Consider the following 24,069-nt stretch of genomic DNA (forward strand, 5'->3'; position numbering starts at 1 on the left):
TGGCTACATCATGTGGCCGTATTTTTATGGTTTTCCCTGGTGTTGATTATCAGGGCGCATAACGCCTTGATAATGTATTTATTATTAAATGGCTAAATCAGGTATATCGCTCAATATCGTTTGCGCGCCACTGTGTAAATATTTACGGGCGACAGCAGGGTCATTAATTGTGGCAATCGCAAATTCAATACCGGAATCGGCCAGGCGTTTCAGGTCGTCATCCGTCGCAAAGTCCGCCAGGAAGTGCAGGATCTGACAGCCGGTTCTGGCCAGTAATGCCACAGGATCGCTGGGAGGAACGCACACGGCCAGTCCACGCGGGACGTCAGGCATGATCCTTTCCGCAACCTTCAGCGAGAGCTCAGAAAAGCTGCTGATAAAGAGCTTCTTTTCATCCGCAGGCCACAGCGATTTCAGCTGCGTAATGGCAATTTCCGCAGTTTCAATTTCCTGACCTGACGTTGGTTTGATCTCCAGCTGAAGGCCAATACCTTTATCCAGCACAAATCCCACGGTTTCAGCCAGTGTAGGGACTTTAACGCCTTTGAACAGGTGGCCATAACAGACGCCCGCATCCAGCGACCGGATTTGGTCCAGGGTTAAATTGGCGACATAGCCGGTGCCATTTGTTGTCCGATCCACCGCGTCATCGTGAATGATGACCGGGTGCCTGTCTTTGGTCAGTTTGACATCCACCTCTATCCACGTCGCGCCATGCTCAACGGCCGCCTGAAAAGAAGGCAGTGTATTTTCTGGTGCCAGCAGAGGCGCACCACGATGTGCAATCAGGCGGGAATTCACTACGCGTACAGGGTGTTTTTTTGTCGGCATGCTCAGCGTTACCTTCTGTTGTCGGGTTAGCACAGGCTTACTTAAGTAAGACCTGGTTAGAAAATTCGGTTCTGACTTCGTCGCCCAGCGGTTTAGGCATGAACTGGGTGCCATGAACACGTTCTTTGCTGTTGATCAGACCAGCATCGCGATTCACTTCTTTATTTTGTGGCGTAATGCCATAAACCTGTTGAAACAGCCTTTGTGTCGTAGGCAGCGTCAGCCAGTGGATAAACAGCAATGCTGCCGCTTTGTGTGGCGCATTCTTGGGAATCGCCACCATATTTCCGCCGCCGGGCATGCCGAAATCGGGGATATAGAGTCGGATGGTTTTGGGGACTTCGCCGTGGTTTTCTAAGCCCACCAGATAGTCTTCCCAGGCGGGGACCAGCAGAAACTCACCGCTCACCAGTCGCGTTACGCTGTCGGCGTTAGAGGCGGTAATAATGTAATCAGGACGCAGTTGTTTGAACCAGTTCCAGGCCGGTTGTAAGGCCGTCAGGCTTTTTACATCCGCATCGCCTTTGGTGAAATCAAAGCCAGGCACCAGCGTACGCGTGACAGATTCAATAAACGCCGGACCGGAACCGCCGTTTTCCACGTTAAAGCCAAACTCCTGAGGATGAGTCTGCAGGAAGGTGGTGAGCTGCGGCAGGGTACGGGGCAACTCGCTTTCTTTCATGCGGCGCGAATCGTAGGCCAGGCCCGTCTGATTGCCCCAAAATGCCACGCCATAACCTTTACTGTCCGTACCCTCAATGGTGTAGTTCAGGGTTTTGCCTTCCGGCAGCAGTGTATTAATCGGGCCAAAAAACGTTTGCTGAGGCGATACCGTACCGAATGCGCCTCCGCCAATCGAAAACACATCAATATCGCCTGTTTCCCGTCCCCGGTCAGCCATGAGTTTATTAATATTGCCTTGCAGCGGACCTTCAGAGATCGTAACAGCAATACCGTACTGTTTTTCAAACAGGCTGACCTGCTCTTTAAGACGATCCTGGTAATACCATTGGTACCAGGTTAATTTCCCTTCTTTTTTAGCCTCGTCAACAATGTGTTGCCAGTCCATTTGTGTAATATCCTGAGCCTGAGTACAAAAAGCCCACGCAAGTAATAATAAGGTGGCAGATCGTCTGAACATGATTTTCCCCAGTTAAGCGAGTTAATAACCGTCAGCCTTTTCCAGCAAAAGCGGCGACGGGATTCTTTGTCAGTAATTTTTCAGCTATCAGCATTAAAATGACATTCGGCACGACCAGCATTAAAGAAATAACAGCGGCATTAGGTCTGATAAAGTTGTAACCCAGATAAGAATAAAGAATTGTCGGTACGGTAATAAAATCCGGCGAGCCGACAATAAAGCTAATGGCGAACTCTTCGATGGATAACGTAAAGACAATAATTAAGGCCGCAAATATGCCGGGTCTGATAGTTGGCAGGCAGGCAACTAAAAAACGATTTACTACAGACGCGCCCATGTCGCGGGCGGCATCCAGGGTGTCCTGACGTATTTGAGAAAAGGAAAGGGTCAGAATCCTCACGGCATAGGGCATTAAGATGATGGTATGTCCCAGTAAAATGCCGACAAACCGACTGTGGATGCCCACTACGTTCAACAGCATGGAAAAAAACAGCGCAATCACAAAGCCGGGCACGATGAGCGGAAGCAAAACCGCATTCTGTAGCAGGGATTTACCCGTAAACGACATCCGGCCAAACGCCCAGCCCGCTGGCAGGGCCAGTAGCAACGTGAGCACAGAGACGGTTGCCGCCAGTAAATAGCTGTTCTTCAGCGCCTGCGGCAGGGCCGTGGTCGTCCAGACTTCGACCCAGCGGCCCAGGGAAAGCACGGGCGGCAGGGCATCCGGCCAGGCCCAGGGATGCGTTTTATCCACCAGAGACCACAGCACGGTCAGAATAAAGGGGATCACCAGCCACAACATGAACAGTGCGGTAATCAGGATCATCATCATGATACGCAGGGGCGACATGCTTTTTCTGGCTCTCATCATTTATGTTCTCCCACTTTTTGCAGCCACTTCGCCACACCGGCCAGCACCACCGCACCGACAAACGCCGCCAGCATTAATATCACCGCCACCACGGCCGCAAGGTTCCAGCCCTGGGCGCTGATTTCCGGAAAGCGCAGCATGTATTGCGACAGGGAGAAAACGCTGGTGGGGCCAGCCACGACCTGGAATGAAAAGTCGCCCAATGCGCCAATGAAGATCAGGATCAGCGAGACCTGAACGGCTTTGATGGATAAGGGCAGAATGATCTGTAAAAGGCGGGCGGTTTTGCCTGCGCCCAGATCGCGGGCCGCATCAACGATTTCGTCCCCGATAGCGCGCAGGCTGCCGGTGATGATCAACAGGGCATAGGGAAGCTGTTTCCAGACCTGCAGGATAATGACACCAATGCCCCAGCGATCATTCTGCATACGGATGGGTTGCGAGATGATGCCCAGTTTGAGCAGGCCGAGGTTAATAAAGCCCTGCCAGGAAATCAGGTTGATGAACAGCAGGGCGGCGACCAGCCCGTGTACCATCAACGGGGCTTTCAGTAAGCCGCTCATCAGCACAGAGCCGGGAAAGGGCTTTCTCAGCCACAGCGCCAGCGGCAGGGCCAGCGCCACAGACAGGACGGCACTGACCACGCCAATTTTCAGGGAATAGCCGGTGGCGCGCCACAGCTGACTGTCGTTCAGGATGGTTTCCCAGTACTGCAGCGTAAAATGCGCAGGCGCGCCAAAGTTGAACAGTCCGACAGATTGCGCGATGGCCATAACGACGATCAGAATCAGGGTGAGCACGACGGGAGCGACCGCAGGCAGCACCAGTAACCAGGCGACTATGTTTCGGTTGTGCACTTTCATGACCAGCTTTCCTGCAAAAAGCGAATCCTGTCAGGCGCAATGGAAAAATTAACGCTATCTCCTTCCCGAATGTGATTTTTACCCACTAACTGAATATGCCACTGGTATTCCGGCTCTTCATGGTCCTTTGGGTGAACCTGTAGCTCGGACAGGTTGCCCAGAAAGCTCACGGCACCTATTTCGAAAGCACGGGTATTCATACCGGTTTCCTGTTCGCTCAGCAGAGCATCTTCCGGACGCCAGAAGGTGTATACCTTGTCGGAAAGGGGCGGAACAGGGCTGTGAATGTTCATTTCACCCAGCACGCAGGAAACACGATACATTCCGGTGTGACTGTCACCGTCGATGACATGTGCTTTCATCACATTCGCCTGGCCAACAAAGCCCGCAACAAACCGGTTAACCGGCGAGTAATAAATATCTTCAGGGGTGCCGGTTTGCTCAATGCGTCCGGCGTTCATAACCACGACGACGTCAGACATGGACAGGGCTTCTGCACGGTCATGGGTCACATAGATAGCGGTAAACCCGTGTGAACGCTGCAGCTGGCGGATTTCGAGGCGGACTCTGTCGCGTAATGTGGCGTCGAGATTCGACAGCGGTTCGTCGAACAACACGATTTCGGGCCGCACAGCCAGCGCTCTGGCCAGCGCGACACGCTGCTGCTGACCGCCCGATAACTGCGCAGGCAGCTTCGGTAAGTGGGCGTTTAACGAGACCTGAGCGGCGGTTTGCGTGACGCGATCCTGTCTCTCCGCTTTGGCCATTTTCCTCTGCTTCAGCCCAAACCCAATGTTTTCGGCCACAGACAGGTGAGGGAACAGCGCATAGGACTGAAAGCACATGGCCGTATCGCGGTGCTCAGGTTTAACCTGATGCATGTCCTGCTGGTGAATCAGGACTTCCCCGCTGTCCAGGCTGTAAAAGCCCGCAATCACTTTGAGCAGCGTGGTTTTGCCACATCCAGACGGACCCAGCAGGGAAACGAACTGTCCTTTTTCGGCCTTCAGTGAAATGCCGTCCAGCGCGACAAAGTCGTCGAATCTGAGCATGGCATTATTGATTTCAAGCGTATTCACGTATGGCTGCCCCGTCATTGAAGAAATGTGTGCATCTTAATTAATGCGATGCGCATAATAATTTGATGCGGCGAAATTAGGCAATTTCAGGCAGGTTAAGAATTTATTAATTTTATAAAACCCATATTTTACATGATAATACTGAGGTGATTTGATTTCGTACATTTACTCTGCTAACTATTATCATGCATAGTGAATAATATTGAAGGCAGAACGTTTGTCGGTCATATGAAGAAAAAAGCGGGGAGGACAGCGCCGAAACGCTGTCCTGAAAAGACGGCAGGAAGAGAGCGCGGACTGACGGATATTCAGGCGGGGGTAAAGCGGGGGTGCGGAATAAACTGGGCGGAAAGGCGATTGAGTGCCGCGGTGCCAACACTCACATGTGTTGAACTTTTTTCCTGGCTCCCGGCCAGATGAGCATCAAGCCCTGCGGCTTTGCATAGGGCATAGCCCGCGGAAACATCCCACATACTGCTGAAGCACTCCTGATAGCCATCGACATAGCCCAGCACACTAAAGCTTAAACCGATGGTGGCACAGCGGTAGCGCACCACATTCCAGCCAGTATCCCGGTACGCTTTTTCAATGCAGAGCTGGTGGGTGAAGTCCCATGAAGGACTGTCGCCAATGGCAACGGTTTTGAGTCCCTGGGCGATTTCGGGTCGCGTAAAAGGCTGGCCGTTAAAATAAATGCCGGCCTCCTTGCCCCCGCTCAGCATGATGTTTAACACCGGATGAACAATCACCCCGATGACCGGTTCGCCGTCGATGACATAACCGACAGAAATGCCCCATAACGACGAGCCACGGAGAAAGTTACTGGTGCCATCAATCGGATCGACCGACCAGTAACGGTCACTGAGTTCGCCGCCTTGCTCTTCGCCAATGACGCGTTCATTGGGGAAATATTGCGCCAGACGTTGACGAATCAGCTTCTCAACCTCCTGATCTGCTTCACTGAACACATCCTGGGGCCTTTTTTCGCAGATTTCTAATTCACTGAGCTGCCTGAAATAATCCAGCGCCAGCTGTGATGCCTCTTGAGCAATACGTTCAATCACCTTTACGCGCGTATCCATTCTTAATCCGTTCATTTTGTGGAAGGTCCTGAGCTCGTTCGTTTACCTTGTGCTGCACAATGACTCAGCAACGGGAAACGCTGATTTAATATAATGCTTTACGCATGAAATTAGAGTGTCGGCCTGTTTTGTGTCAGTATTATGATGATTTGGTGATGCGATTTTTTTTAGGAATATCGTCCTGAATCAGCATGTTCACACAGCACGTAAAGGTCAGGCGCATGACTATTCGGAATGCATAAAAGCGTGCTAGGGTATAACAGAACCTGTCATTAAAACGGTGAGGATAACGTGGTGGTTCATGGATATTCAGGTCGTGATGAAGTCGAACTTAATCGCAGTGAAAAACTTATTCTTGAGCTTGTTCGCCGCAATCACGGCATTTCCCGCTCCTCGCTGGTTTCACAAACGATTCTGAATCAGTCATCGGTTCACCGTATTGTTGATACACTGACCGAAAACGGTTTTCTCAGCCTGGGGGAATCGCCCTCACAGGGAAGGGGTAAGCCCAGCCCGTCGTTATCCCTGAATCCGGACGCACGTTACAGTTACGGTATTTCCATTAACTCTGACAGCGTGGCGGCAAGCCTGATTAATTTCCGCGGCGATATTATCGAATACTGCGTGCTGGACACGCTGCCCGGCAATCCTGCCCGAACGCTGCTGGATCTCAAACGCCATTATCTGGATACCTTAAAACATATTGGTATTTCGTCAGAAAAAGTGTGTGGCGTCGGATACAGCATGGCGGGCTTTCTGTATGACTCCCGGAAATATTTTAATCCGCCAGAACCGCTGAAAAACTGGATGGGCATTGATCTGCGCCGTGAAATTATGACGCTGTTTGACCGGCCCGTCTGGATTGAAAATAACGCCACGACGGCCGCGCATGCAGAAGCTTTTTTGGGCGCGGGCCTGCACTACGAGACCTTCGGCTACCTCTCTTTTAATTACGGCTTTGGTGGCGGCATTGTCATTAACGGCAAACCGTTTCAGGGTGCTTTTGGCAATGCGGGCGAGATCAGCCGGATTTTTTCGCCGGAAGAGGGCAAACTGCGTCCTGCGCTGGGGATCTTAATTGATCGACTGCGCAACGGCGGTATTGAAATTCACAACATTCGCGATCTGAATAATAAATTCGATCCGGACTGGCCCATTGCCCGGCAATGGGTCAACGAAGTCACGCCCAATTTACATCGGGCCATGGATGCCCTGAATGCCGTTATCGATCCCGGTGCCATTATTTTAGGCGGCGAATTGCCCCGTAAGCTGGGCGAAATGTTTTTAGCCATGCCCCGGGTCAGTTCGGGCAAACGCTGGAATATTTCGGCGGAGTATCCGGATATTCTGCTGAGCACTATTGAGGGCGACAGCTCGGCACTCGGTGCGGCGTTGACGCCGCTGCGGGAGACCTATTTCAACTGATAAATCGCTCACTGGCGCGAAGGCCAGCGAGCGGTGGTCTCTCTGCTGTCTGTCGGCAGCAGAGAGGAACGGGTTAGCGCATGGTGACAAACTCTTCCGCCGCCGTCGGGTGAATCGCCACGGTATTATCAAAGTCTTTTTTGGTCGCGCCCATTTTTAACGCAACCGCAAAGCCCTGCAGCATTTCGTCCATACCACTGCCAATGCCATGAATGCCGACGATTTTTTCCTCCGGACCGACGCAGACGAGTTTCATGCGGCACGGCTGGCGATGCTGCGTGACGGCGGTGTACATCGCGGTAAAGGCGGACTTGTAGACTTTCACCTGGTCATCACCGTACTGTTCGCGCGCCTGCGGCTCTGTCAGGCCCACCGTGCCGATGGGGGGATGGCTGAACACCACAGTCGGGATATTGCGGTAGTCCAGATGCTCATCCGGTTTGTTATTGAACAAACGCTCTGACAGGCGACGGCCCGCCGCGACGGCGACCGGCGTCAGTTCGACGGCACCGGTGTTATCGCCGACGGCATAAACGCCAGGCACGTTGGTGTTCTGGAATTTATCGACCTTGATGTAGCCTTTCTCGTCCAGCGCCACACCCGCTGCCTGAATATTCAGGCCGTCGGTTTCAGGAACGCGTCCAATCGCCCAGACCAGGCAATCAACCGTGTATTCACTGCCATCTTCCAGCTGCAGCGTCAGGCTGCCATCGGCATTTTTTACTACCGCTTTTGGCGTCGCCTGCGTATGCAGCGTTGGGCCTTCCGCATTCATCACCTCAACCAGCGTATCCGTAATTAGCGGATCAAAATTGCGTAGTGGCGCATGTTTGCGAACAAACAGATGGGTTTCTGAACCTAATGCGTTTACCACGCCCGCCAGCTCAACGGCGATATAGCCCGCGCCGACCACGGCGGTACGTTTTGGCAGGGCATCCAGCTCAAAGAAGCCGTCAGAATCAATCCCGTATTCCGCGCCGGGAATGTCGGGATGACTTGGGCGTCCGCCCGTAGCAATCAAAATATGATCGGCGGTGATCGTTTCGCCATTCACCTCAACGGTATGGGCATCAATAAAACGGGCAAAACCGTGGATCACATCGACCTTATTTTTCCCCAGAACATTGTCGTATGATTGGTGAATACGATCGATATAGGCGCTACGGTTTTTCACCAGCGTGCCCCAGTCAAAGCGATTAACGGTGGTATCAAAACCATAATCCGGCCCGTAAAGATGAATGGCCTCGGCAATTTGTGCGGCGTGCCACATTACTTTTTTCGGCACGCAGCCGACGTTGACACAGGTTCCGCCCAGCGCTTTGGCTTCAATCAGGGCGCACGTCTGGCCATAGCTTGCTGCACGGTTAATTGAAGCGATACCGCCGCTGCCGCCGCCGATGGCGAGATAGTCATAATGTCGGGTCATGGAAGTCTCATCCGGTTACTGGGAAAGTGATAGAGAGTGTAACGCCGCAGGGTACGGCGTCGCAAAAATTGCGCCTATGATTGTAACAGGCCTTATCGTTTCATTATTTACAGGGAAGCATAGCATGTACCTGACTTTTCTTGGCACCGGCGGGGGCGCGCCGAGTCTGCAACGCAATGTCACTGCCATCGCGTTTACCCGCGACAAAAGCGGCGCCACCTGGCTGTTTGACTGCGGTGAGGGCACACAACTCCAGTTTATGCGCTCAGACCTGAAGCCTGGCAAACTCGATAAAATCTTTATCACCCATCTTCATGGCGACCATATTTTTGGGCTGCCGGGCCTGCTTACCAGTCGCTCGATGGCGGGGTTAACCACGCCAATGACGGTTTACGGTCCAGCAGGGCTGAAAGCTTTCGTTGAAACGGCACTGTCGCTGTCCAGCTCGTATACCGATTACCCGCTGGAGATCGTTGAGATCGCCGCGGGTGAGGTACTGGATGATGGCGAATTTCGCGTGACCGCCTGGCCGATGAATCACACCATTGCCTGCTTTGGCTATCGCATTGAGCAGCATGACAAACCCGGTTTTCTGGATGCGCCTCGCCTGAAAGCAGAGGGCGTACCGCGCGGTCCCTGGTATCAGCAGTTAAAGCAGGGCGACACGATTACGCTGGAAGACGGGCGTACCGTTAACGGCGCTGAGTATCTTGGGCCGCCAGTGAAAGGCAAAACGCTGGCCATTTTTGGAGATACTGCGCCCACTGACGTCGCGCTACAGCTGGCGGCGGACGTTGATGTGATGGTGCATGAAACCACGCTGGAAGAGGCGCTGGCTGAAAAAGCCAACGGGCGCGGTCACTCTACCACCTTACAGGCTGCGACGGTGGCAAAGCAGGCCGGAGCAAAGCGCCTGATTGCCACCCATTTTAGTTCGCGTTATCTCGCCCGGGACATGGCGCGCCTGCTGGCAGAATGCCAGCGCATTTTCCCTGACACCGAGATGGCGCACGACCTGGCGGTCTTCACGCTGTAGGGATCAGTGCGCCAGCGCAGGGTAAGTAAAGAACAGCAGGTGGACCATGTTGAGTGCAAAATGGAACGCGGTCGCCAGCCACAGGCGGCCGCTCCAGTGCCAGACCAGACCATAAATCAGTCCGGCCAGCGCGGCAAAGATCATCAGCAGCACGCCGCCAGATGCATGGGCCAGACCAAACAGCAGTGCCGTTATCAGCAGGGCGATCACGCCGCCCCATTTCTGGCGCAGGCGCTGCTGGAGATAACCCCGGAAAAACGCCTCTTCGGCCAGTGAGACAAAAAACAGATTGGCCAGCGCAAACGCCCCCAGCCAGTCCGGAAGGTGCGTTTCGACGGCAAGGCCGCCCAGCAACACGGCGCTGCCCAACAGCAGCGGCACGGCGGCGACAGGCGCGAGCCACCAGGCCGGCGAGCGCGGCGGATGCGCCTCTGCGTTGAACAGCGTCGGCAGACAGGCCAGCAGCAGAAAAGGAATCAGCGCTTTATCGAAATTAAAGGAAAATGAGAAAGGTACGCTGCGGGCACCGACCTTAACCGCCTCGACCTGCGGGGGATTATTGAATCCCGGAATAAGGTGCAGCATCAGCGCCAGCGCAATCAACACCAGAAGGGCTTCGCTGACGATCTGCCATCGCCGACTCCGGCGATCGTAGATACGAAACGCGACCAGGGCAGCGACAGCCGCAAACACAAAGGTAACGGGCCAGTCGAGGACGTTTTGATAAACGCCCAGCGCCGTTGCCAGCGCGAGCAATAACAGAGAAAGGCGTTTCGCCGGTTGCAGGGCGGCCAGCGCGCCCGCCAGGATGATCCACATAAAAATGACCTACGTTCAACGCCGCCGTGCTGTGCGCGGCGACGTTAAGCTGGGAAAGGAATTATTCAGGTACGATTTGGTTAACGCTGAAATGGCCTGTGCCGGTTGGCACCAGTTTCTGATGCAGCCACGGCAGCAGCGTGTTCATCTGATCGGCCAGCTTCCACGGGGGATTGATGACAATCATGCCGGACGCGGTCATGCCACGCTGATCGCTATCGGGGCGCACGGCCAGCTCAATCTGCAGGATATTACGGATGCCCGTGGCCTCCAGCTCGCGCAGCATATGTTTGATTTGCTGACGCAAGACGACCGGGTACCACAGCGCATAAATACCGGTACCGAAACGTTTGTGACCTTCCTGAATGCCTTTTACAACGGCCTGGTAATCACTTTTCATTTCGTAAGGCGGATCAATCAGTATCAGTCCACGACGTGACAGCGGTGGCAGCTTCGCTTTTAGCTGCTGATAGCCATCGGCCCTTTCAACGCGCGCGCGACTGTCTTTGCTGAACTCGGTACGCAGCAGCGGATAATCGCTGGAATGCAGCTCGGTCAGCTGAATCTTATCTTCAGGGCGCAGCAGATGGCGGGCGATTAGCGGAGAGCCAGGATAGTAGCGCAGCGTGCCGTTACGGTTCAGGGCATGAATCGCATCGAAATAGGGTTGCAGCAGGGCGGGCGCGTCCGGTTGTTGCCAGATGCGTCCGATGCCTTCCAGATATTCACCCGTGCGCTCTGCGTGCTCGCCGCTGAGTTGATAACGTCCTGCACCGGCGTGCGTATCCAGATAGAGAAATGGTTTTTCTTTCTCTTTTAACGCAGTGATGATGAGGCTCTGTACGGTGTGCTTAAGCACGTCGGCATGGTTGCCAGCGTGAAAACTGTGGCGATAACTCAACATAAAAAAGGGTATGTCCGCGGTTGAAGCTAAAAATAATCAAGTTGGCCCGATTATAACGACAGATAAGAATAATTGCTGGCATTTCGCGCACGGCAGCGGGCCTCTGGCCCTGGATTACAGGGTAAACCTTCTGCGCCATCGGTGTGTTAGCCTGTTTTATCCTCTGCTATGGTTAATCCAAACGCCGGCGGAAGGCCAGCCTGGCGCTATTCTGCTATTCATGACCGGTTACACCATTGATTTTCAGCATTCCAGACCGCATGTTAATAAGATTGCGTTGCGCGATTCATCGCGCCCCACACATTGTTAAAGGACTGCGCTATGACTAATCCGTTACTCACCTCGTTCACGCTTCCCCCGTTTTCGGCGATCAAGCCTGAGCACGTGGTGCCTGCCGTGACCGACGTTTTAAATGAATGCCGGGCGATGGTGGAAAAAGTGGTAGCGCACGGCGCACCTTACACCTGGGATAATCTTGTCCAGCCGCTGGCAGAAGCCGACGATCGCCTGAGCCGTATTTTTTCGCCGGTCAGCCATCTGAACTCGGTTAAAAACAGCCCGGAACTGCGTGAAGCCTACGAGCAAACGCTGCCGCTGCTGTCTGAGTACAGTACCTGGGTTGGTCAGCACGAAGGGCTCTATCAGGCTTACCGGGATTTAAAGGAAAGCAGTCATTACCGCACGCTGGATCAGGCGCAGCAGAAAGCCGTCGATAACGCCCTGCGTGACTTTGAACTGTCCGGGATTGGTCTGGAAAAAGACAAGCAGCAGCGCTATGGCGAAATTGCCGCGCGTTTGTCTGAGCTGGGCTCTGCCTACAGTAACAACGTGCTGGATGCCACGATGGGCTGGAGCAAGCTGATCACTGACGAAAGCGAACTGTCGGGCATGCCGGAGAGCGCACTGGCCGCAGCGAAAGCGCAGGCTGAAGCCAAAGGTCAGGAAGGCTGGTTGCTGACGCTGGATATTCCCAGCTACCTGCCGGTGATGACCTACTGTGATAACGCCGCGTTGCGTGAAGAAATGTACCGTGCTTATTCCACCCGCGCCTCCGATCAAGGCCCTAATGCGGGCAAATGGGATAACGGCCCGATTATGGCCGAGGAGCTGGCTCTGCGCCACGAACTGGCTCAACTGCTGGGTTTCGACTCCTTCGCGGATAAATCGCTGGCAACCAAAATGGCGCAAAGCCCTGCTCAGGTGATCGATTTCCTGAACGATCTGGCCGACCGCGCACGTCCACAGGGCGAGAAAGAGCTGGCGCAGTTGCGTGCTTTCGCGAAGAAAGAGTACGGCGTGGAGACCATGAATCCCTGGGATCTGACCTACTATGGCGAAAAACAGAAACAGCACCTCTACACCATTAGTGATGAGCAACTGCGTCCTTACTTCCCGGAATCCCGTGCGGTGTCTGGCCTGTTTGAAGTCGTCAAACGCATCTATGGCATCACCGCCAAAGAGCGGACGGATGTGGATGTTTATCATCCGGATGTGCGTTTCTTCGATCTGTTTGATGAAAGTGGCGAGCTGCGCGGCAGCTTCTACCTTGACCTGTATGCGCGTGAGCATAAGCGTGGCGGCGCGTGGATGGATGACTGCGTTGGGCAGATGCGTAAAGCCGATGGCAGCCTGCAAAAACCGGTCGCTTACCTGACCTGTAACTTTAACCGTCCCGTCAGTGGTAAACCGGCGCTGTTCACGCACGACGAAGTGATCACCCTGTTCCATGAGTTTGGTCACGGCCTGCACCACATGCTGACCCGCGTTGAGGCGGCTGGCGTGTCAGGCATTAACGGTGTGCCATGGGATGCGGTGGAACTGCCAAGTCAGTTCATGGAGAACTGGTGCTGGGAGCCAGAGGCGCTGGCGTTTATTTCCGGGCACTACGAAACCGGCGAGCCACTGCCTGAAGACCTGCTGAATAAGATGCTGGCAGCGAAAAATTACCAGGCGGCGTTGTTCATCCTGCGCCAGCTGGAGTTCGGTCTGTTCGATTTCCGTCTGCATACTGAATTCAACCCAGAAAAAGGCGCACAGATCCTGGAGACGCTGCGCGAAGTGAAAAGCAAAGTCGCCGTGGTCCCCAGCCCGGAATGGGGCCGCTTCCCGCATGCATTCAGCCATATCTTCGCGGGCGGTTACGCAGCGGGTTATTACAGCTATCTGTGGGCCGATGTACTGGCGGCGGATGCGTATTCACGTTTTGAAGAAGAGGGCATTTTTAACCGCGAAACCGGTCAGTCCTTCCTCGACAACATTCTGACGCGCGGCGGTTCGGAAGAACCGATGGAGCTGTTTAAACGCTTCCGTGGCCGTGAGCCTCAGCTGGATGCCATGCTGGAACACTACGGTATTCAGGGATAAGCCGTACGTGAAAATTTGTTTGTTTGATGAAACAGGCGCCGGTGACGGCGCCTTATCTGTTTTGGCCGAACGCTGGCAACTGACGCATTGTGACGATGCGGTGCTGGCGCTGGTAAAGACCGCAACGCATCTTGAACTGCGTAAGCGGGATGAGCCTAAACTGGGCGGCATCTTCGTGGATTTTGTTTCCGGTGCCATGGCGCATCGCCGGCGTTTTGGCGGTGGCCGTGGCGAAGCGGTAGCAAAAGCGGTCGGCATTAAAGGCAGTTACCTGCCCGATGTGGTGGATGCGACCGCCGGGTTAGGGCGCGATGCGTTTGTGCTGGCGGCCTTAGGCTGTCGGGTGCGCATGCTGGAACGGCATCCCGTGGTGGCGGCACTGCTGGAAGACGGGCTGGCGCGTGGCTATCAGGATGCGGAAATTGGTGGCTGGCTGCGTGAGCGTCTTTCACTGATTCATGCCTCCAGTATTCAGGCACTCACCGATATTGCGCCACCGCCAGATGTGGTTTATCTCGATCCTATGTATCCCCATCGACAAAAAAGCGCCATGGTGAAAAAAGAGATGCGGGTGTTTCAGTCATTAGTCGGCGCGGATGAGGATGCGGATGCCTTGCTGGAACCGGCCCGCCGTCTGGCAAAGAAGCGTATCGTGGTGAAACGTCCTGATTATGCGCCACCGCTGGCCGGTGTCGTTACGCAGTCTGCGGTGGTCACGAAAAGCCACCGCTTCGATATCTATCCGCCGCTCGCGGAGTAGTCATGTCAAGCCGGTCGGCGACGACGTTCCTTCACGTCAACCGCCCCGGCTTTTTTCGTGCGGGTTATTCGTCATCCTCGTCGCGCAGTGGCACGATCAACATGTCGATATGCACGGTGTTGATCAACTGACGCGCTGATGACATCAGCTTGCTCCAGAAGTCCTGATGATGACCGCACACCACCATGTCCACGTCGTATTTTTTAATCGCATCGACCAGCACCTGGCCCAGATCGCCACTGCCGCTCAGGGTTTCGGTGATGGGATAGCCCGCTGCATCTGACAGATTTTTCAGCGCCAGATGGGTTTCTTCAGAAATCCGCTTTTGCATATCGCCCAGGTTGACGTCAATCAGGCCGGTGTACAGATCAGAGTAATTCACATCGACATGAATCAGCGAAATTTTGGCGTCGTAAGGGCGCGCGAGCGAGACAGCTTTATCCACTAATAACTGACTTTCTGGCGAAAGATCGACTGCAATCAGGATATGTTTATAAGCCATGATATAACTCCTTCCACGAGATTCAGAATGGCAGCGGTTTCCAGACGCGTCACAGCTGCGAAATCCATTGCGCGAACGGGCGATGAGCGCCACCAAATTGGGTAACCTGCAATACAGGCAATGCTGTTGTTATACCTGAAAGTATAGCCCTGTGTGTTAACAAATGCTTCTGAAGCCGTCTGGCTTGTGAATAAGATCAATGATGAACGATTTTTACTCGTATAAAACGAAAATCCTCGCTGGTAAAAAATTGAACATTTCTCCTAAACTAAAAAAAGCAGCCTTGATCACATGGCTGTTACTTTTCTGATGATTCAAAAATAAAACTACAAATCGCTTAACGAGGTTGTTGGCAAATTCTGCAGGGACTGTTCAGCATGGTGCGCGTTTTGCACTGTTCTGCGGTGCCGGTAAGGAGGGTGACATGATCAGCACTATCGCGCTTTTTTGGGCTCTTTGTGTGGTATGCCTTGTAAATATGGCGCGCTATTTCTCTTCGTTGCGTGCGCTGCTGGTGGTTCTGCGGGGTTGCGATCCCCTCTTATACCAATATGTTGACGGCGCGGGTTTTTTCACCTCCCATGGTCAGCCTGGCAAGCAGGTGCGGCTGGTCCGCTATATCTGGGCAAGGCGCTATCTTGATCATCATGATGACGAATTTATTCGCCGGTGTGAGCGGGTAAGAGGCTTGTTTTTGTTGACCAGTTCGCTGTGCGGATTAGTCATTATCAGTTTGATCGCCCTGGCTATCTGGCATTAAAAAGGGCGACCGAAGTCGCCCTGATGTGCTGCTTACTCAGATGAGCTTCAGCGCTATCCAGTAGAGTGAACCTGATAACAAAATACAGACCGGCAGGGTGAAAACCCAGGCCATGGCGATGTTTTTGATCGTTTTACTCTGCAGTCCGCCACCGTCGACCAGCATGGTGCCGGCCACGGAAGACGAGAGGATGTGGGTCGTGGAAACCGGCATGCCGGTGTAGCTGGCAATCCCTATGGACACTGCGGCAGTAACCTGCGCCGACATGCCCTGCGCATACGTCATGCCTTTTTTACCGATTTTCTCACCGATGGTGGTGGCCACACGGCGCCAGCCAATCATCGTGCCGATTCCCAATGCCAGTGCGACCGCCATGATAATCCACACCGGCGCGTACTCAATGGTGTTCAGCAGGTCGCCTTTGAGCTTGCCCAGGAAGCGTTTATCCTCTGGCGAGGTTTCCGGCAGCTTCGCCGCTTTATCGGCCGTATCGGAAATACACAACAAGAGGCGACGCATCTGGCTGCGTTGCTCAACCGACAAGTCGTTGTAGTTTTGCAGATTGTTCAGAAGCACCTGCGCACGCTGCACGGCCTGAAGCGCACGCGCACTGTCGCAGTGAAACTCTTTGGGACTGGTGGGTTCGACTTCTTCCGGCGTGGGCAGCTTAGGCGGTGCCATCTGGATAATATGGGTCAGTGATTCGCTGTGCTGCTGGTAATACTGTTCCAGGTGATTCACAGCATCGCGCGTTCGCGTGATGTCGTAACCCGACGCGTTCATATTGACCACAAAGCCCGCTGGCGCAACGCCAATCAGGACCAGCATAATCAGACCAATGCCTTTTTGCCCGTCGTTAGCACCATGTGAATAACTGACGCCAATGGCGGAGATAATCAGGGCGGTACGGGTCCAGAAAGGCGGTTTTTTCTTGCCGTCAATCTTCTCACGGTCAGCGGGCGTCATATGAATCCGTGCACGCTTTTTAGTGTTGCTCCAGTAACGGCGCAGAAGGAAAATCAGGCTGCCCGCAATCACCAGACCGACAATGGGGGAGAGAATGAGCGACAGGAAGATATTCAGCACTTTCGGAATGTTAAGCGCATCCACCACCGATGTCCCGCTCATTAACGCATTGGTCAGGCCAATACCGATAATCGCGCCGATCAGGGTGTGAGAACTGGAGGCCGGAAGCCCTAAATACCACGTTCCCAGGTTCCAGATAATCGCGGCCAGCAGCATGGAGAAGACCATAGCAAGACCGTGAGCGGAGCCAACATTGAGCAGCAGATCGGTCGGGAGCATATGCACGATGGCGTAAGCCACGCTTAATCCGCCGAGCAGCACGCCAAAGAAATTGAATACCCCAGCCATTAACACAGCAAGCTGAGCACGCATAGCGCGTGTATAGATGACCGTCGCAACCGCGTTGGCCGTATCATGGAAGCCGTTAATTGCTTCGTAAAACAATACAAACAGCAGAGCAAGAACCAGTAACAGGCCGGTGCTAAGATCGAGACCAGCAAACAGATGTAGCATAGACGTTACGCCATTTTGGAGGACATGAACGCGGCGCATTATCCGCGACAATATGTGGTCTGGGAAAGGAAAATATAGACCTGAACCGGCTTAAAAGTGTCAATTTTGGAAGCTTAAAGGCGTAAATTCCTTAAAAATTATAAAGTTACATTATGACATAATTGCGGCAATTTTTTGACACTGGCATCAACGCAGGCAGATCACTACAATCTGCCCCTCTTTTATCAGGTGGACAATGGCAGTGGAACAGTTTGACGTTATCGTGATTGGAGCAGGGGCCGCGGGGCTTTTTTGTGCCGCGCAGGCTGGACAGCGCGGTCGCCGCGTATTACTGCTGGATAACGGCAAAAAGCCGGGCCGCAAGATTTTAATGTCAGGCGGCGGGCGCTGTAATTTCACCAATCTCTATACCGAACCGGCCGCCTACCTGTCGAACAATCCCCATTTCTGTAAGTCAGCGCTGGCGCGTTATACCCAATGGGATTTTATCGATCTGGTGAATCGTCACGGCATTGCCTGGCACGAGAAAACGCTGGGGCAACTGTTTTGCGATGAGTCTGCGCAGCAGATGGTCGATCTCCTGCTCGCCGAGTGTGAAAAGGGGCGCGTGACCCTGCGTTTGCGCAGCGAAATCCTGAGTGTAACCCTCGATGAAGCGGGCTACGTCCTGCAGCTCAACGGCAGCAGTGTACAGGCAGAGAAGCTGGTCATCGCCAGCGGCGGGCTTTCCATGCCGGGCCTGGGCGCGTCACCGTTTGGCTATAAAGTGGCCGAGCAGTTTGGGTTAACGGTGTTGCCAACCCGTGCCGCCCTGGTGCCCTTTACGCTGCATAAACCCCTGCTTGAACAACTGCAGACACTGTCCGGTGTGGCGCTGGACACGACCATCGAAGCGAAAGACGGCACCGTCTTCAAAGAGGCGATGCTGTTTACCCATCGTGGCCTGTCCGGCCCGGCGGTCTTGCAGATTTCCAGCTACTGGCAGCCGGGTGAGTTTATCTCGGTCAATCTCTCGCCTGCCACGCCGCTGGATGCGTTCCTCACGATTCAGCGTGACGCGCACCCGAATCTGAGTCTGAAAAACAGTCTGGCGAAAATTCTGCCTAAGCGCCTGGTCGAAATTTTACAGGAAATGCAGGTGGTGCCGGATGTCACGCTGAAGCAGCTGAACAGCAAGCAGCAGTCAGCGCTGGTGCAGACGTTGCACAACTGGCAGGTGCAGCCCAACGGCACGGAGGGTTACCGTACCGCTGAAGTCACGCTGGGCGGTGTGGATACGACTCAGCTGTCCTCTAAAACAATGGAAGCACGTGACGTGCCGGGACTCTATTTTATCGGTGAGGTCGTTGACGTGACCGGCTGGCTGGGAGGCTATAATTTCCAGTGGGCCTGGAGCTCGGCCTGGGCTTGCGCGCAGGCCGTGTAACGAGCTTCGCCATCAGTGACGCGCTCAGGCATAGCGCGAAACCGCATAGTCTGCGTGCGCAATCTCGGGCTGTTTGCTTGAAATGACATCACTTAACAGCTGGCCGGATCCGCAGGCCATCGTCCAGCCCAGCGTGCCATGTCCGGTGTTCAGCCACAGGTTGGTGAAATGTGTATGACCGACAATCGGCGTGCCGTCAGGCGTCATCGGACGTAATCCGGTCCAGAAGGTCGCCTGCTCAACGCGGCCGCCACGGGGATAAAGGTCGTTTACCACCATCTCAAGCGTTTGCCGTCTCGCGGGCAGCAGGGTTTTGCTGTATCCCACGATTTCCGCCATACCGCCGACGCGGATGCGATTATCAAAACGCGTGATGGCAATTTTATAGGTTTCATCCAGTACCGTGGAAACCGGGGCACCGGCCTCATCGGCGAGGGGAATCGTCAGGGAATAGCCTTTCAGCGGATACACCGGAATGTACATCAGTGGTCGAAGCAACTGGGTAGAGTAAGCGCCAAATGCCATAACGTACCCGTCTGCCGTCAGCGTCTGATCGCCACAGACAATCCCCCTGATCCTGTCACCTTCGCTCAGTAGCGCATCCACCTGCGTGTTAAAGCGGAACGTGACGCCGGCATCGCGCGCCAGGGCGGCAAGTCGCTGGGTAAACAGCTGGCAATCGCCAGTCTCATCGTTAGGCAACCGTAAACCTCCCGTCAACTTGTGCTTTACGTCAGCCAGTGCAGGTTCGACGGTCGCCAGCTGGTCGGCTTCAAGCAGTTGATACGGCACGCCAGCCTCCTGCAGCACGGCAATATCACGCGCTGCGTTTTCAAACTGCTGTTCTGTGCGAAACAGCTGCAGGGTGCCGCCCTGGCGTCCTTCATATTCAATTCCTGTGCTGGCCCGCAGCGCACTGATGCAGTCACGGCTGTACTCTGCCAGTCTGACCATCCTGGCTTTATTGACGGCATAGCTGTGAGGATTGCAGTTTTTCAGCATCTGCATCATCCAGGCCAGCTGGAAGCGAGATCCATCCGGCCGTACCGAAAGGGGCGCATGGCGCTGCACCATCCACTTCACCGCTTTAAGCGGCACGCCTGGTGCGGCCCAGGGCGCGGCGTAGCCAGGCGAGATCTGACCGGCGTTGGCGGCGCTGGTACCTAATGCCGGGCCCGCTTCGCGTTCGATCACGGTGACCTGATGCCCTGCCTGCTGCAGATACCAGGCGGTGGTGACGCCCACCACGCCGCTGCCAAGCACAATGATTTTCATCGCAATGTCTTCCTGAAAGAGTGATCGTTAAAAGGTGGTCGCGTTGCGCCACCCGCTTGATGTGTTGTGAATCAGGCATGCATAAGGTTATGGGCCAGCCAGCACCTGACCGCCCGCCCGTCATCCTGAACGCGCAAAGGCTGAGGCGTGGCACAGCCACTTGTTGCCAGCGGACAGCGATCGCGAAAGAAACAGCCGGTTGGCAGGTGGCGGTTACCCGGTAGTTCGGTGTTGACGGGAGCCCCCTCCAGCGGCGCGCCAATGCGTGGCACAGAGTCCATCAGCAATTGCGTATAGGGATGCTGAGGCGAATCGAGAACGTGCTGAGCCGCGCCCAGTTCGACAATCTGGCCCAGATACATGACCGCAACGCGATCGCTCATGTGACGGACGACCGAGACGTTGTGAGAGATCAGGATATACGTCAGATTGTACTGCTGTTGCAGTTCCACCAGCAGGTTCAGAATCTGCGCCTGGACAGAAATATCCAGTGCCGAGGTAGGTTCATCCAGCACAATGATGTCGGGTTGGGAGGACAGTGCCCGGGCGATGGCAATGCGTTGACGCTGACCGCCGGAAAACGCATGTGGTGGACGGTCCAGGTATTCCGGGCGAATCCCCACCTGACGGGCCAGGGAGTCAGCCAGGGCGCGTCGCGTTTTTTCTGACGCGCGTGACTGAATCCAGACCGGTTCGGTCATGATACGCCAGACCGGCAGGCGGGGATCCAGTGACGAGAGCGGATCCTGAAAGACCATTTGCATGCGACGTTCCCGGCCTCCGCCAGCGGCGGTGGCCAGGTCAAGCTGACCCGTTGTCGGACTCAGCATGCCCATCAACAGTTTCGCCAGGGTGCTTTTGCCGCAACCGGATTCACCGACAATGCCCAGCGTTTCGCCCTGTCTGACCTGGATATCCAGGCCATTCAGTGCATGAACCCGTTCCGTCACTTTGCCACGCCAGTTCTTCTTCGCAGGAAAGGCAACGTGTACGTTTTGTAGCGTGAGCAGAGCATCAGACATGGCGCGTCTCCTGTTGTGGATACCAGCAGGCCACCTGCTGGGCAGCGTTGCCCGTTGCCTGTAAACGTGGTGCGCGGGTGCAGCGTTCGCCTGCCGCGAAGCAGCGCTCGCGAAACGCACAGCCCGAGGGCAGGCAGGTCAGGTTGGGGACGGTGCCGGAAATGGACGCCAACGGGGCGCGCGGTTCGCTGGCATCGGGCGAGCAGGCAAGCAGGCCAATGGAATAGGGATGGCTCGGTGAATGCAGGACGGTTTCCGTCATGCCGCTTTCAATGACTGCGCCGGCGTACATGACGTAAATCCGGTCGCACAACTGCGAAACCACCGCCATATCGTGGCTGATAAACAGCACCGCCGTGCCCGTTGCCTCCGCTTTTTGTTTTAACAGGCGCAGTACCTGACGCTGTACGGTGACATCCAGCGCGGTCGTGGGTTCATCGGCAATCAGCAGATCGGGTTCACAGGAAAAGGCCAGGGCGATCATGACGCGCTGACGCATACCGCCAGAAAGCTCGAAGGGATAGCGCGCCATCACGTTCTTTGCGTCCGCGATTTGCATATCGCCCAACAGCGCAAGCGCCCGTGCGTTGGCCTCACGGGCTGACACGGGACGATGTTGTCGAATGACATCCACCATCTGCTTGCCGATGCGGCGAGTGGGATTCAGGGCGGTCATGGGTTCCTGAAAGATCATGGCAACGCGATTGCCGCGCATTTTACGCATCGCGGCCTCACTGGCGGTCAGGACATTCTGTCCCGCCAGTTCCAGTTTGCCGCTTTTGATCTGATAGCTGTGTTCGGGAATCAGCCGCATCGCCAGCATGGCGGTGACCGATTTCCCCGAACCGGATTCCCCGACTACGCCGACAATTTCACCACGGTTAATGTGCATGGACACATTGTTCAGCACATTCACCTCGCCCTGATAGACCGGGAAACTGAGGCGTAAATCCTCAATCGTCAGGATTCTCTCTTGCATCAGTGACGTCCTCCTGCTTTCGGATCCAGCAGATCCTGAATCCCATCGCCAAACAAATTGAATCCAACGGCGGTGATTAAGATCGCCGCGCCGGGGAAGGTGCAGTACCACCACTGGTCCAGCACGTAGTTGCGCCCGTTCGCTACCATCGCGCCCCATTCAGCGGTCGGTTGCTGCGCGCCTAAGCCAATGAAGCCCAGCGTCGCGGCCATCAGAATGGCGCTGCCGATATCCAGCGAGGCCTGTACCACCAGCGGCGGTAGTGCATTACGCAGGATATGCCAGCTAATCAGATGCCAGCGCGAGGCACCAAAGGTTTTAGCGGCTTCGACAAAGGTATGCTGTCTGACAATCAACGTCTGACCGCGTGCCAGCCGGACGTAAAAAGGAATACGCACAATGGCGATGGCGAGCATGGCGTTAAACAGGCTCGGTCCCAGCGCCGCGGCCAGCGCCATGGTCAGCACCAGCGAAGGGATAGACAGCATGATGTCCATCAGGCGCATAATGAGCGCATCGCTGCGACCGCCCAGAACACCGGACAGACAGCCCAGTAATGAACCGCTGATGCCCGCCAGCAACACCACGGCCAGTCCGGCCGCGACAGACTGCTGGCTGCCGACCAGCACGCGACTAAACAGATCCCGGCCGACTTCATCGGTGCCAAACCAGTGCGCAGCACTGGGCGGCTGAAGACGGTCGGTCAAACTGATGGCATTCGGATCGTGGGGCACCAGCCAGGGCGAGAACACCATCAATCCCAGCATCAGGACAATAATGGCGGCCCCCAGCAGGGTCAGTGGACTTTTACGCACCATCCAGAGCCGACGCTTCCAGACGAGAAGCGTGGGTTTCGCCTGACGTACAGCAGGCTGTTCTTGCGTCATCATCATGCGTTACGCTCCCCGACCCATGCGCGGGTCAATCCACAGATAAAGAAGATCCACAAACAGGTTGACCAGCACGTACGCAAAGGACACGACGATGGCAAAACCCATCACGGCGGGAAAATCGAGTGCCTGAATCGAGGACACCACGTACGCGCCCATACCGGGCCAGGCAAAAACGGTCTCGGTCAGGACGGCACCATACAGCAGGTCACCCAGGGCCAGCCCCAGCACGGTCACAGAGGGGATCAGGGCGTTGGGCAGGGCATAGCGCACGACGATAGTAAACTTAGGCAGTCCGCTCGCCAGCGCGGTGCGAATATAGTCTTCGCTTAACTGTTCCAGCATGGCCGAGCGAATCTGACGCGCCACGATGCCCAGATGGACAAAGGCCAGCGTGGTGGCAGGCAAAATCAGATGCTGCAGGGCGTTCATAAAGACCTCAGTATTGCCCTCCAGCAAGGCATCAACCAGGTAGAAACCGGTGATGCGTGTGGGTGGATCAAGCCAGTCATCCAGGCGTCCGCCGCCGGGCAGCAGGTTCAACTTGCCATAAAACAGGACGATGGCACCCAGTCCCAGCCAGAACGCCGGGGTCGAAATACCGGTCAGCGCCAGCAGACGCACCAGATGATCAAGCCAGCGGTTGCGATAAACGGCAGAAAGCACGCCCAGCGGCACGCCGACCAGCAGCGCGATCAACAGCGCACAAAAGGCCAGCTCCAGCGTGGCGGGAAAGAATGCCCGCAAATCATCTAACACCGGGCGGCCTGTGCGGATCGAGGTGCCCAGATCGCCGTGCAAAAGTTGCTGTACATAACGGATAAATTGTTGCCACAGCGGTAAGTCCAGCCCTAACTGCTGGCGGATGTGTTGGACAATTTCATCACTGGCACGATCGCCGGCCAGCAGCCTGGCCGGATCCCCGGGAATAAGATGCGAAATAATAAACGTAATGACGCAGACGCCAGCGACGACCAACAGCAGTCCCCAGCTACGCTGTCTTAACAGACTCCAGTAACTCATCATGTCTTCCTCAGCAGGGCCAGGCAGGCCCTGCGTGAACGGGCGTGAAGGT

At 55.1% G+C, this 24,069-nt stretch carries 22 protein-coding genes; 6 read left to right on the forward strand and 16 right to left on the reverse strand.

Features of this window, described 5'->3' with window-relative positions; all coding sequences use genetic code 11:
* Positions 1 to 84 precede the first annotated feature (84 nt).
* The 6 genes from C1N59_RS01250 to C1N59_RS01275 form a co-directional block, all read right to left on the reverse strand.
* Entirely contained in the window at positions 85 to 831 is a 747-nt protein-coding gene (locus C1N59_RS01250; RefSeq protein ID WP_006121123.1) for a glycerophosphodiester phosphodiesterase family protein, read from the reverse strand.
* Between the two features lie 37 nt (positions 832 to 868).
* The gene (locus C1N59_RS01255) at positions 869 to 1,972 is read right to left on the reverse strand and encodes an extracellular solute-binding protein (RefSeq protein ID WP_033738282.1); all 1,104 of its coding nucleotides are present in this window, start codon (positions 1,970 to 1,972) and stop codon (positions 869 to 871) included.
* Between the two features lie 31 nt (positions 1,973 to 2,003).
* On the reverse strand, positions 2,004 to 2,840 hold the full coding sequence (locus tag C1N59_RS01260) for an ABC transporter permease (RefSeq protein WP_058701474.1): 837 nt from the start codon (positions 2,838 to 2,840) through the stop codon (positions 2,004 to 2,006).
* On the reverse strand, positions 2,840 to 3,706 hold the full coding sequence (locus tag C1N59_RS01265; protein ID WP_039342799.1) for an ABC transporter permease: 867 nt from the start codon (positions 3,704 to 3,706) through the stop codon (positions 2,840 to 2,842). Before C1N59_RS01265 ends, C1N59_RS01260 begins: the two co-directional genes overlap by 1 nt.
* Entirely contained in the window at positions 3,703 to 4,803 is a 1,101-nt protein-coding gene (locus tag C1N59_RS01270) for an ABC transporter ATP-binding protein (RefSeq protein ID WP_054632917.1), read from the reverse strand. The genes C1N59_RS01265 and C1N59_RS01270 overlap by 4 nt, the downstream gene beginning before the upstream one ends.
* Before the next feature lie 290 nt (positions 4,804 to 5,093).
* Positions 5,094 to 5,867, reverse strand: a complete 774-nt coding sequence (locus C1N59_RS01275) for an inositol monophosphatase family protein (RefSeq protein WP_039342793.1) — start codon at positions 5,865 to 5,867, stop codon at positions 5,094 to 5,096.
* A gap of 294 nt (positions 5,868 to 6,161) precedes the next feature.
* Between C1N59_RS01275 and C1N59_RS01280 the strand changes: the two genes are divergently transcribed.
* Complete coding sequence (locus C1N59_RS01280; protein ID WP_054686841.1) at positions 6,162 to 7,292, forward strand: ROK family transcriptional regulator; 1,131 nt, start codon at positions 6,162 to 6,164, stop codon at positions 7,290 to 7,292.
* 73 nt (positions 7,293 to 7,365) lie between these two features.
* On the opposite strand, the gene gorA is transcribed toward C1N59_RS01280, so the two are convergent.
* Positions 7,366 to 8,718 (reverse strand): glutathione-disulfide reductase, encoded by a 1,353-nt coding sequence (gene gorA, locus C1N59_RS01285; RefSeq protein WP_033738266.1) that lies wholly within the window; start codon positions 8,716 to 8,718, stop codon positions 7,366 to 7,368.
* Between the two features lie 124 nt (positions 8,719 to 8,842).
* On the opposite strand from gorA, the gene rnz reads away from it, so the two are divergent.
* A complete protein-coding gene (rnz, locus tag C1N59_RS01290) occupies positions 8,843 to 9,754 on the forward strand; it encodes a ribonuclease Z (protein ID WP_033738264.1) in 912 nt (303 codons plus the stop codon).
* Between the two features lie 3 nt (positions 9,755 to 9,757).
* Here the strand turns inward: rnz and C1N59_RS01295 are convergent, their stop codons facing one another.
* Together C1N59_RS01295 and C1N59_RS01300 are read right to left on the reverse strand one after the other, a co-directional pair.
* Entirely contained in the window at positions 9,758 to 10,573 is an 816-nt protein-coding gene (locus C1N59_RS01295; RefSeq protein WP_394515207.1) for a CPBP family intramembrane glutamic endopeptidase, read from the reverse strand.
* A gap of 61 nt (positions 10,574 to 10,634) precedes the next feature.
* Entirely contained in the window at positions 10,635 to 11,477 is an 843-nt protein-coding gene (locus C1N59_RS01300; RefSeq protein WP_006121111.1) for a 23S rRNA (adenine(2030)-N(6))-methyltransferase RlmJ, read from the reverse strand.
* Positions 11,478 to 11,798: 321 nt separating this feature from the next.
* Here C1N59_RS01300 and prlC point away from each other — a divergent pair, with 321 nt between their 5' ends.
* Entirely contained in the window at positions 11,799 to 13,841 is a 2,043-nt protein-coding gene (gene prlC / locus C1N59_RS01305) for an oligopeptidase A (protein WP_039342788.1), read from the forward strand.
* A gap of 7 nt (positions 13,842 to 13,848) precedes the next feature.
* Positions 13,849 to 14,601, forward strand: coding sequence for a 16S rRNA (guanine(1516)-N(2))-methyltransferase RsmJ (gene rsmJ, locus C1N59_RS01310; protein WP_033738260.1), 753 nt, complete (start codon positions 13,849 to 13,851; stop codon positions 14,599 to 14,601).
* Positions 14,602 to 14,665: 64 nt separating this feature from the next.
* Here the strand turns inward: rsmJ and uspA are convergent, their stop codons facing one another.
* Positions 14,666 to 15,103, reverse strand: coding sequence for a universal stress protein UspA (uspA, locus tag C1N59_RS01315; RefSeq protein ID WP_006121100.1), 438 nt, complete (start codon positions 15,101 to 15,103; stop codon positions 14,666 to 14,668).
* A 424-nt stretch (positions 15,104 to 15,527) separates the two neighbouring features.
* Between uspA and uspB the strand changes: the two genes are divergently transcribed.
* Complete coding sequence (gene uspB, locus C1N59_RS01320; protein ID WP_006121097.1) at positions 15,528 to 15,863, forward strand: universal stress protein UspB; 336 nt, start codon at positions 15,528 to 15,530, stop codon at positions 15,861 to 15,863.
* A 36-nt stretch (positions 15,864 to 15,899) separates the two neighbouring features.
* On the opposite strand, the gene pitA is transcribed toward uspB, so the two are convergent.
* The gene (gene pitA / locus C1N59_RS01325) at positions 15,900 to 17,402 is read right to left on the reverse strand and encodes an inorganic phosphate transporter PitA (RefSeq protein ID WP_039342786.1); all 1,503 of its coding nucleotides are present in this window, start codon (positions 17,400 to 17,402) and stop codon (positions 15,900 to 15,902) included.
* 241 nt (positions 17,403 to 17,643) lie between these two features.
* Here pitA and C1N59_RS01330 point away from each other — a divergent pair, with 241 nt between their 5' ends.
* A complete protein-coding gene (locus C1N59_RS01330; protein ID WP_394550764.1) occupies positions 17,644 to 18,828 on the forward strand; it encodes a BaiN/RdsA family NAD(P)/FAD-dependent oxidoreductase in 1,185 nt (394 codons plus the stop codon).
* Positions 18,829 to 18,852: 24 nt separating this feature from the next.
* On the opposite strand, the gene C1N59_RS01335 is transcribed toward C1N59_RS01330, so the two are convergent.
* From C1N59_RS01335 to C1N59_RS01355, 5 genes are all read right to left on the reverse strand, one after another.
* A complete protein-coding gene (locus C1N59_RS01335) occupies positions 18,853 to 20,103 on the reverse strand; it encodes a D-amino acid dehydrogenase (protein WP_394550207.1) in 1,251 nt (416 codons plus the stop codon).
* Between the two features lie 71 nt (positions 20,104 to 20,174).
* On the reverse strand, positions 20,175 to 21,125 hold the full coding sequence (locus tag C1N59_RS01340; RefSeq protein ID WP_394550208.1) for an oligopeptide/dipeptide ABC transporter ATP-binding protein: 951 nt from the start codon (positions 21,123 to 21,125) through the stop codon (positions 20,175 to 20,177).
* Positions 21,118 to 22,104 (reverse strand): ABC transporter ATP-binding protein, encoded by a 987-nt coding sequence (locus C1N59_RS01345; protein ID WP_033738248.1) that lies wholly within the window; start codon positions 22,102 to 22,104, stop codon positions 21,118 to 21,120. The genes C1N59_RS01340 and C1N59_RS01345 overlap by 8 nt, the downstream gene beginning before the upstream one ends.
* On the reverse strand, positions 22,104 to 22,997 hold the full coding sequence (ddpC, locus tag C1N59_RS01350; protein ID WP_006121090.1) for a D,D-dipeptide ABC transporter permease: 894 nt from the start codon (positions 22,995 to 22,997) through the stop codon (positions 22,104 to 22,106). Before ddpC ends, C1N59_RS01345 begins: the two co-directional genes overlap by 1 nt.
* Before the next feature lie 3 nt (positions 22,998 to 23,000).
* Positions 23,001 to 24,017, reverse strand: a complete 1,017-nt coding sequence (locus C1N59_RS01355) for an ABC transporter permease (RefSeq protein WP_054632925.1) — start codon at positions 24,015 to 24,017, stop codon at positions 23,001 to 23,003.
* Positions 24,018 to 24,069 lie beyond the last annotated feature (52 nt).

This window comes from Pantoea sp. SGAir0183 (assembly GCF_043545505.1).

What these genes read in the sequence shown, in the direction of transcription:
- C1N59_RS01250 (WP_006121123.1), bottom strand. Translation starts at nt 831, where the DNA reads ATGCCGACAAAAAAACACCCTGTACGCGTAGTGAATTCCCGCCTGATT.
- C1N59_RS01255 (WP_033738282.1), bottom strand. Translation starts at nt 1,972, where the DNA reads ATGTTCAGACGATCTGCCACCTTATTATTACTTGCGTGGGCTTTTTGT.
- C1N59_RS01260 (WP_058701474.1), bottom strand. Translation starts at nt 2,840, where the DNA reads ATGAGAGCCAGAAAAAGCATGTCGCCCCTGCGTATCATGATGATGATC.
- C1N59_RS01265 (WP_039342799.1), bottom strand. Translation starts at nt 3,706, where the DNA reads ATGAAAGTGCACAACCGAAACATAGTCGCCTGGTTACTGGTGCTGCCT.
- C1N59_RS01270 (WP_054632917.1), bottom strand. Translation starts at nt 4,803, where the DNA reads ATGACGGGGCAGCCATACGTGAATACGCTTGAAATCAATAATGCCATG.
- C1N59_RS01275 (WP_039342793.1), bottom strand. Translation starts at nt 5,867, where the DNA reads ATGGATACGCGCGTAAAGGTGATTGAACGTATTGCTCAAGAGGCATCA.
- gorA (WP_033738266.1), bottom strand. Translation starts at nt 8,718, where the DNA reads ATGACCCGACATTATGACTATCTCGCCATCGGCGGCGGCAGCGGCGGT.
- rnz (WP_033738264.1), top strand. Translation starts at nt 8,843, where the DNA reads ATGTACCTGACTTTTCTTGGCACCGGCGGGGGCGCGCCGAGTCTGCAA.
- C1N59_RS01295 (WP_394515207.1), bottom strand. Translation starts at nt 10,573, where the DNA reads ATGTGGATCATCCTGGCGGGCGCGCTGGCCGCCCTGCAACCGGCGAAA.
- C1N59_RS01300 (WP_006121111.1), bottom strand. Translation starts at nt 11,477, where the DNA reads ATGTTGAGTTATCGCCACAGTTTTCACGCTGGCAACCATGCCGACGTG.
- prlC (WP_039342788.1), top strand. Translation starts at nt 11,799, where the DNA reads ATGACTAATCCGTTACTCACCTCGTTCACGCTTCCCCCGTTTTCGGCG.
- uspA (WP_006121100.1), bottom strand. Translation starts at nt 15,103, where the DNA reads ATGGCTTATAAACATATCCTGATTGCAGTCGATCTTTCGCCAGAAAGT.
- uspB (WP_006121097.1), top strand. Translation starts at nt 15,528, where the DNA reads ATGATCAGCACTATCGCGCTTTTTTGGGCTCTTTGTGTGGTATGCCTT.
- pitA (WP_039342786.1), bottom strand. Translation starts at nt 17,402, where the DNA reads ATGCTACATCTGTTTGCTGGTCTCGATCTTAGCACCGGCCTGTTACTG.
- C1N59_RS01335 (WP_394550207.1), bottom strand. Translation starts at nt 20,103, where the DNA reads ATGAAAATCATTGTGCTTGGCAGCGGCGTGGTGGGCGTCACCACCGCC.
- C1N59_RS01340 (WP_394550208.1), bottom strand. Translation starts at nt 21,125, where the DNA reads ATGTCTGATGCTCTGCTCACGCTACAAAACGTACACGTTGCCTTTCCT.
- C1N59_RS01345 (WP_033738248.1), bottom strand. Translation starts at nt 22,104, where the DNA reads ATGCAAGAGAGAATCCTGACGATTGAGGATTTACGCCTCAGTTTCCCG.
- ddpC (WP_006121090.1), bottom strand. Translation starts at nt 22,997, where the DNA reads ATGATGATGACGCAAGAACAGCCTGCTGTACGTCAGGCGAAACCCACG.
- C1N59_RS01355 (WP_054632925.1), bottom strand. Translation starts at nt 24,017, where the DNA reads ATGAGTTACTGGAGTCTGTTAAGACAGCGTAGCTGGGGACTGCTGTTG.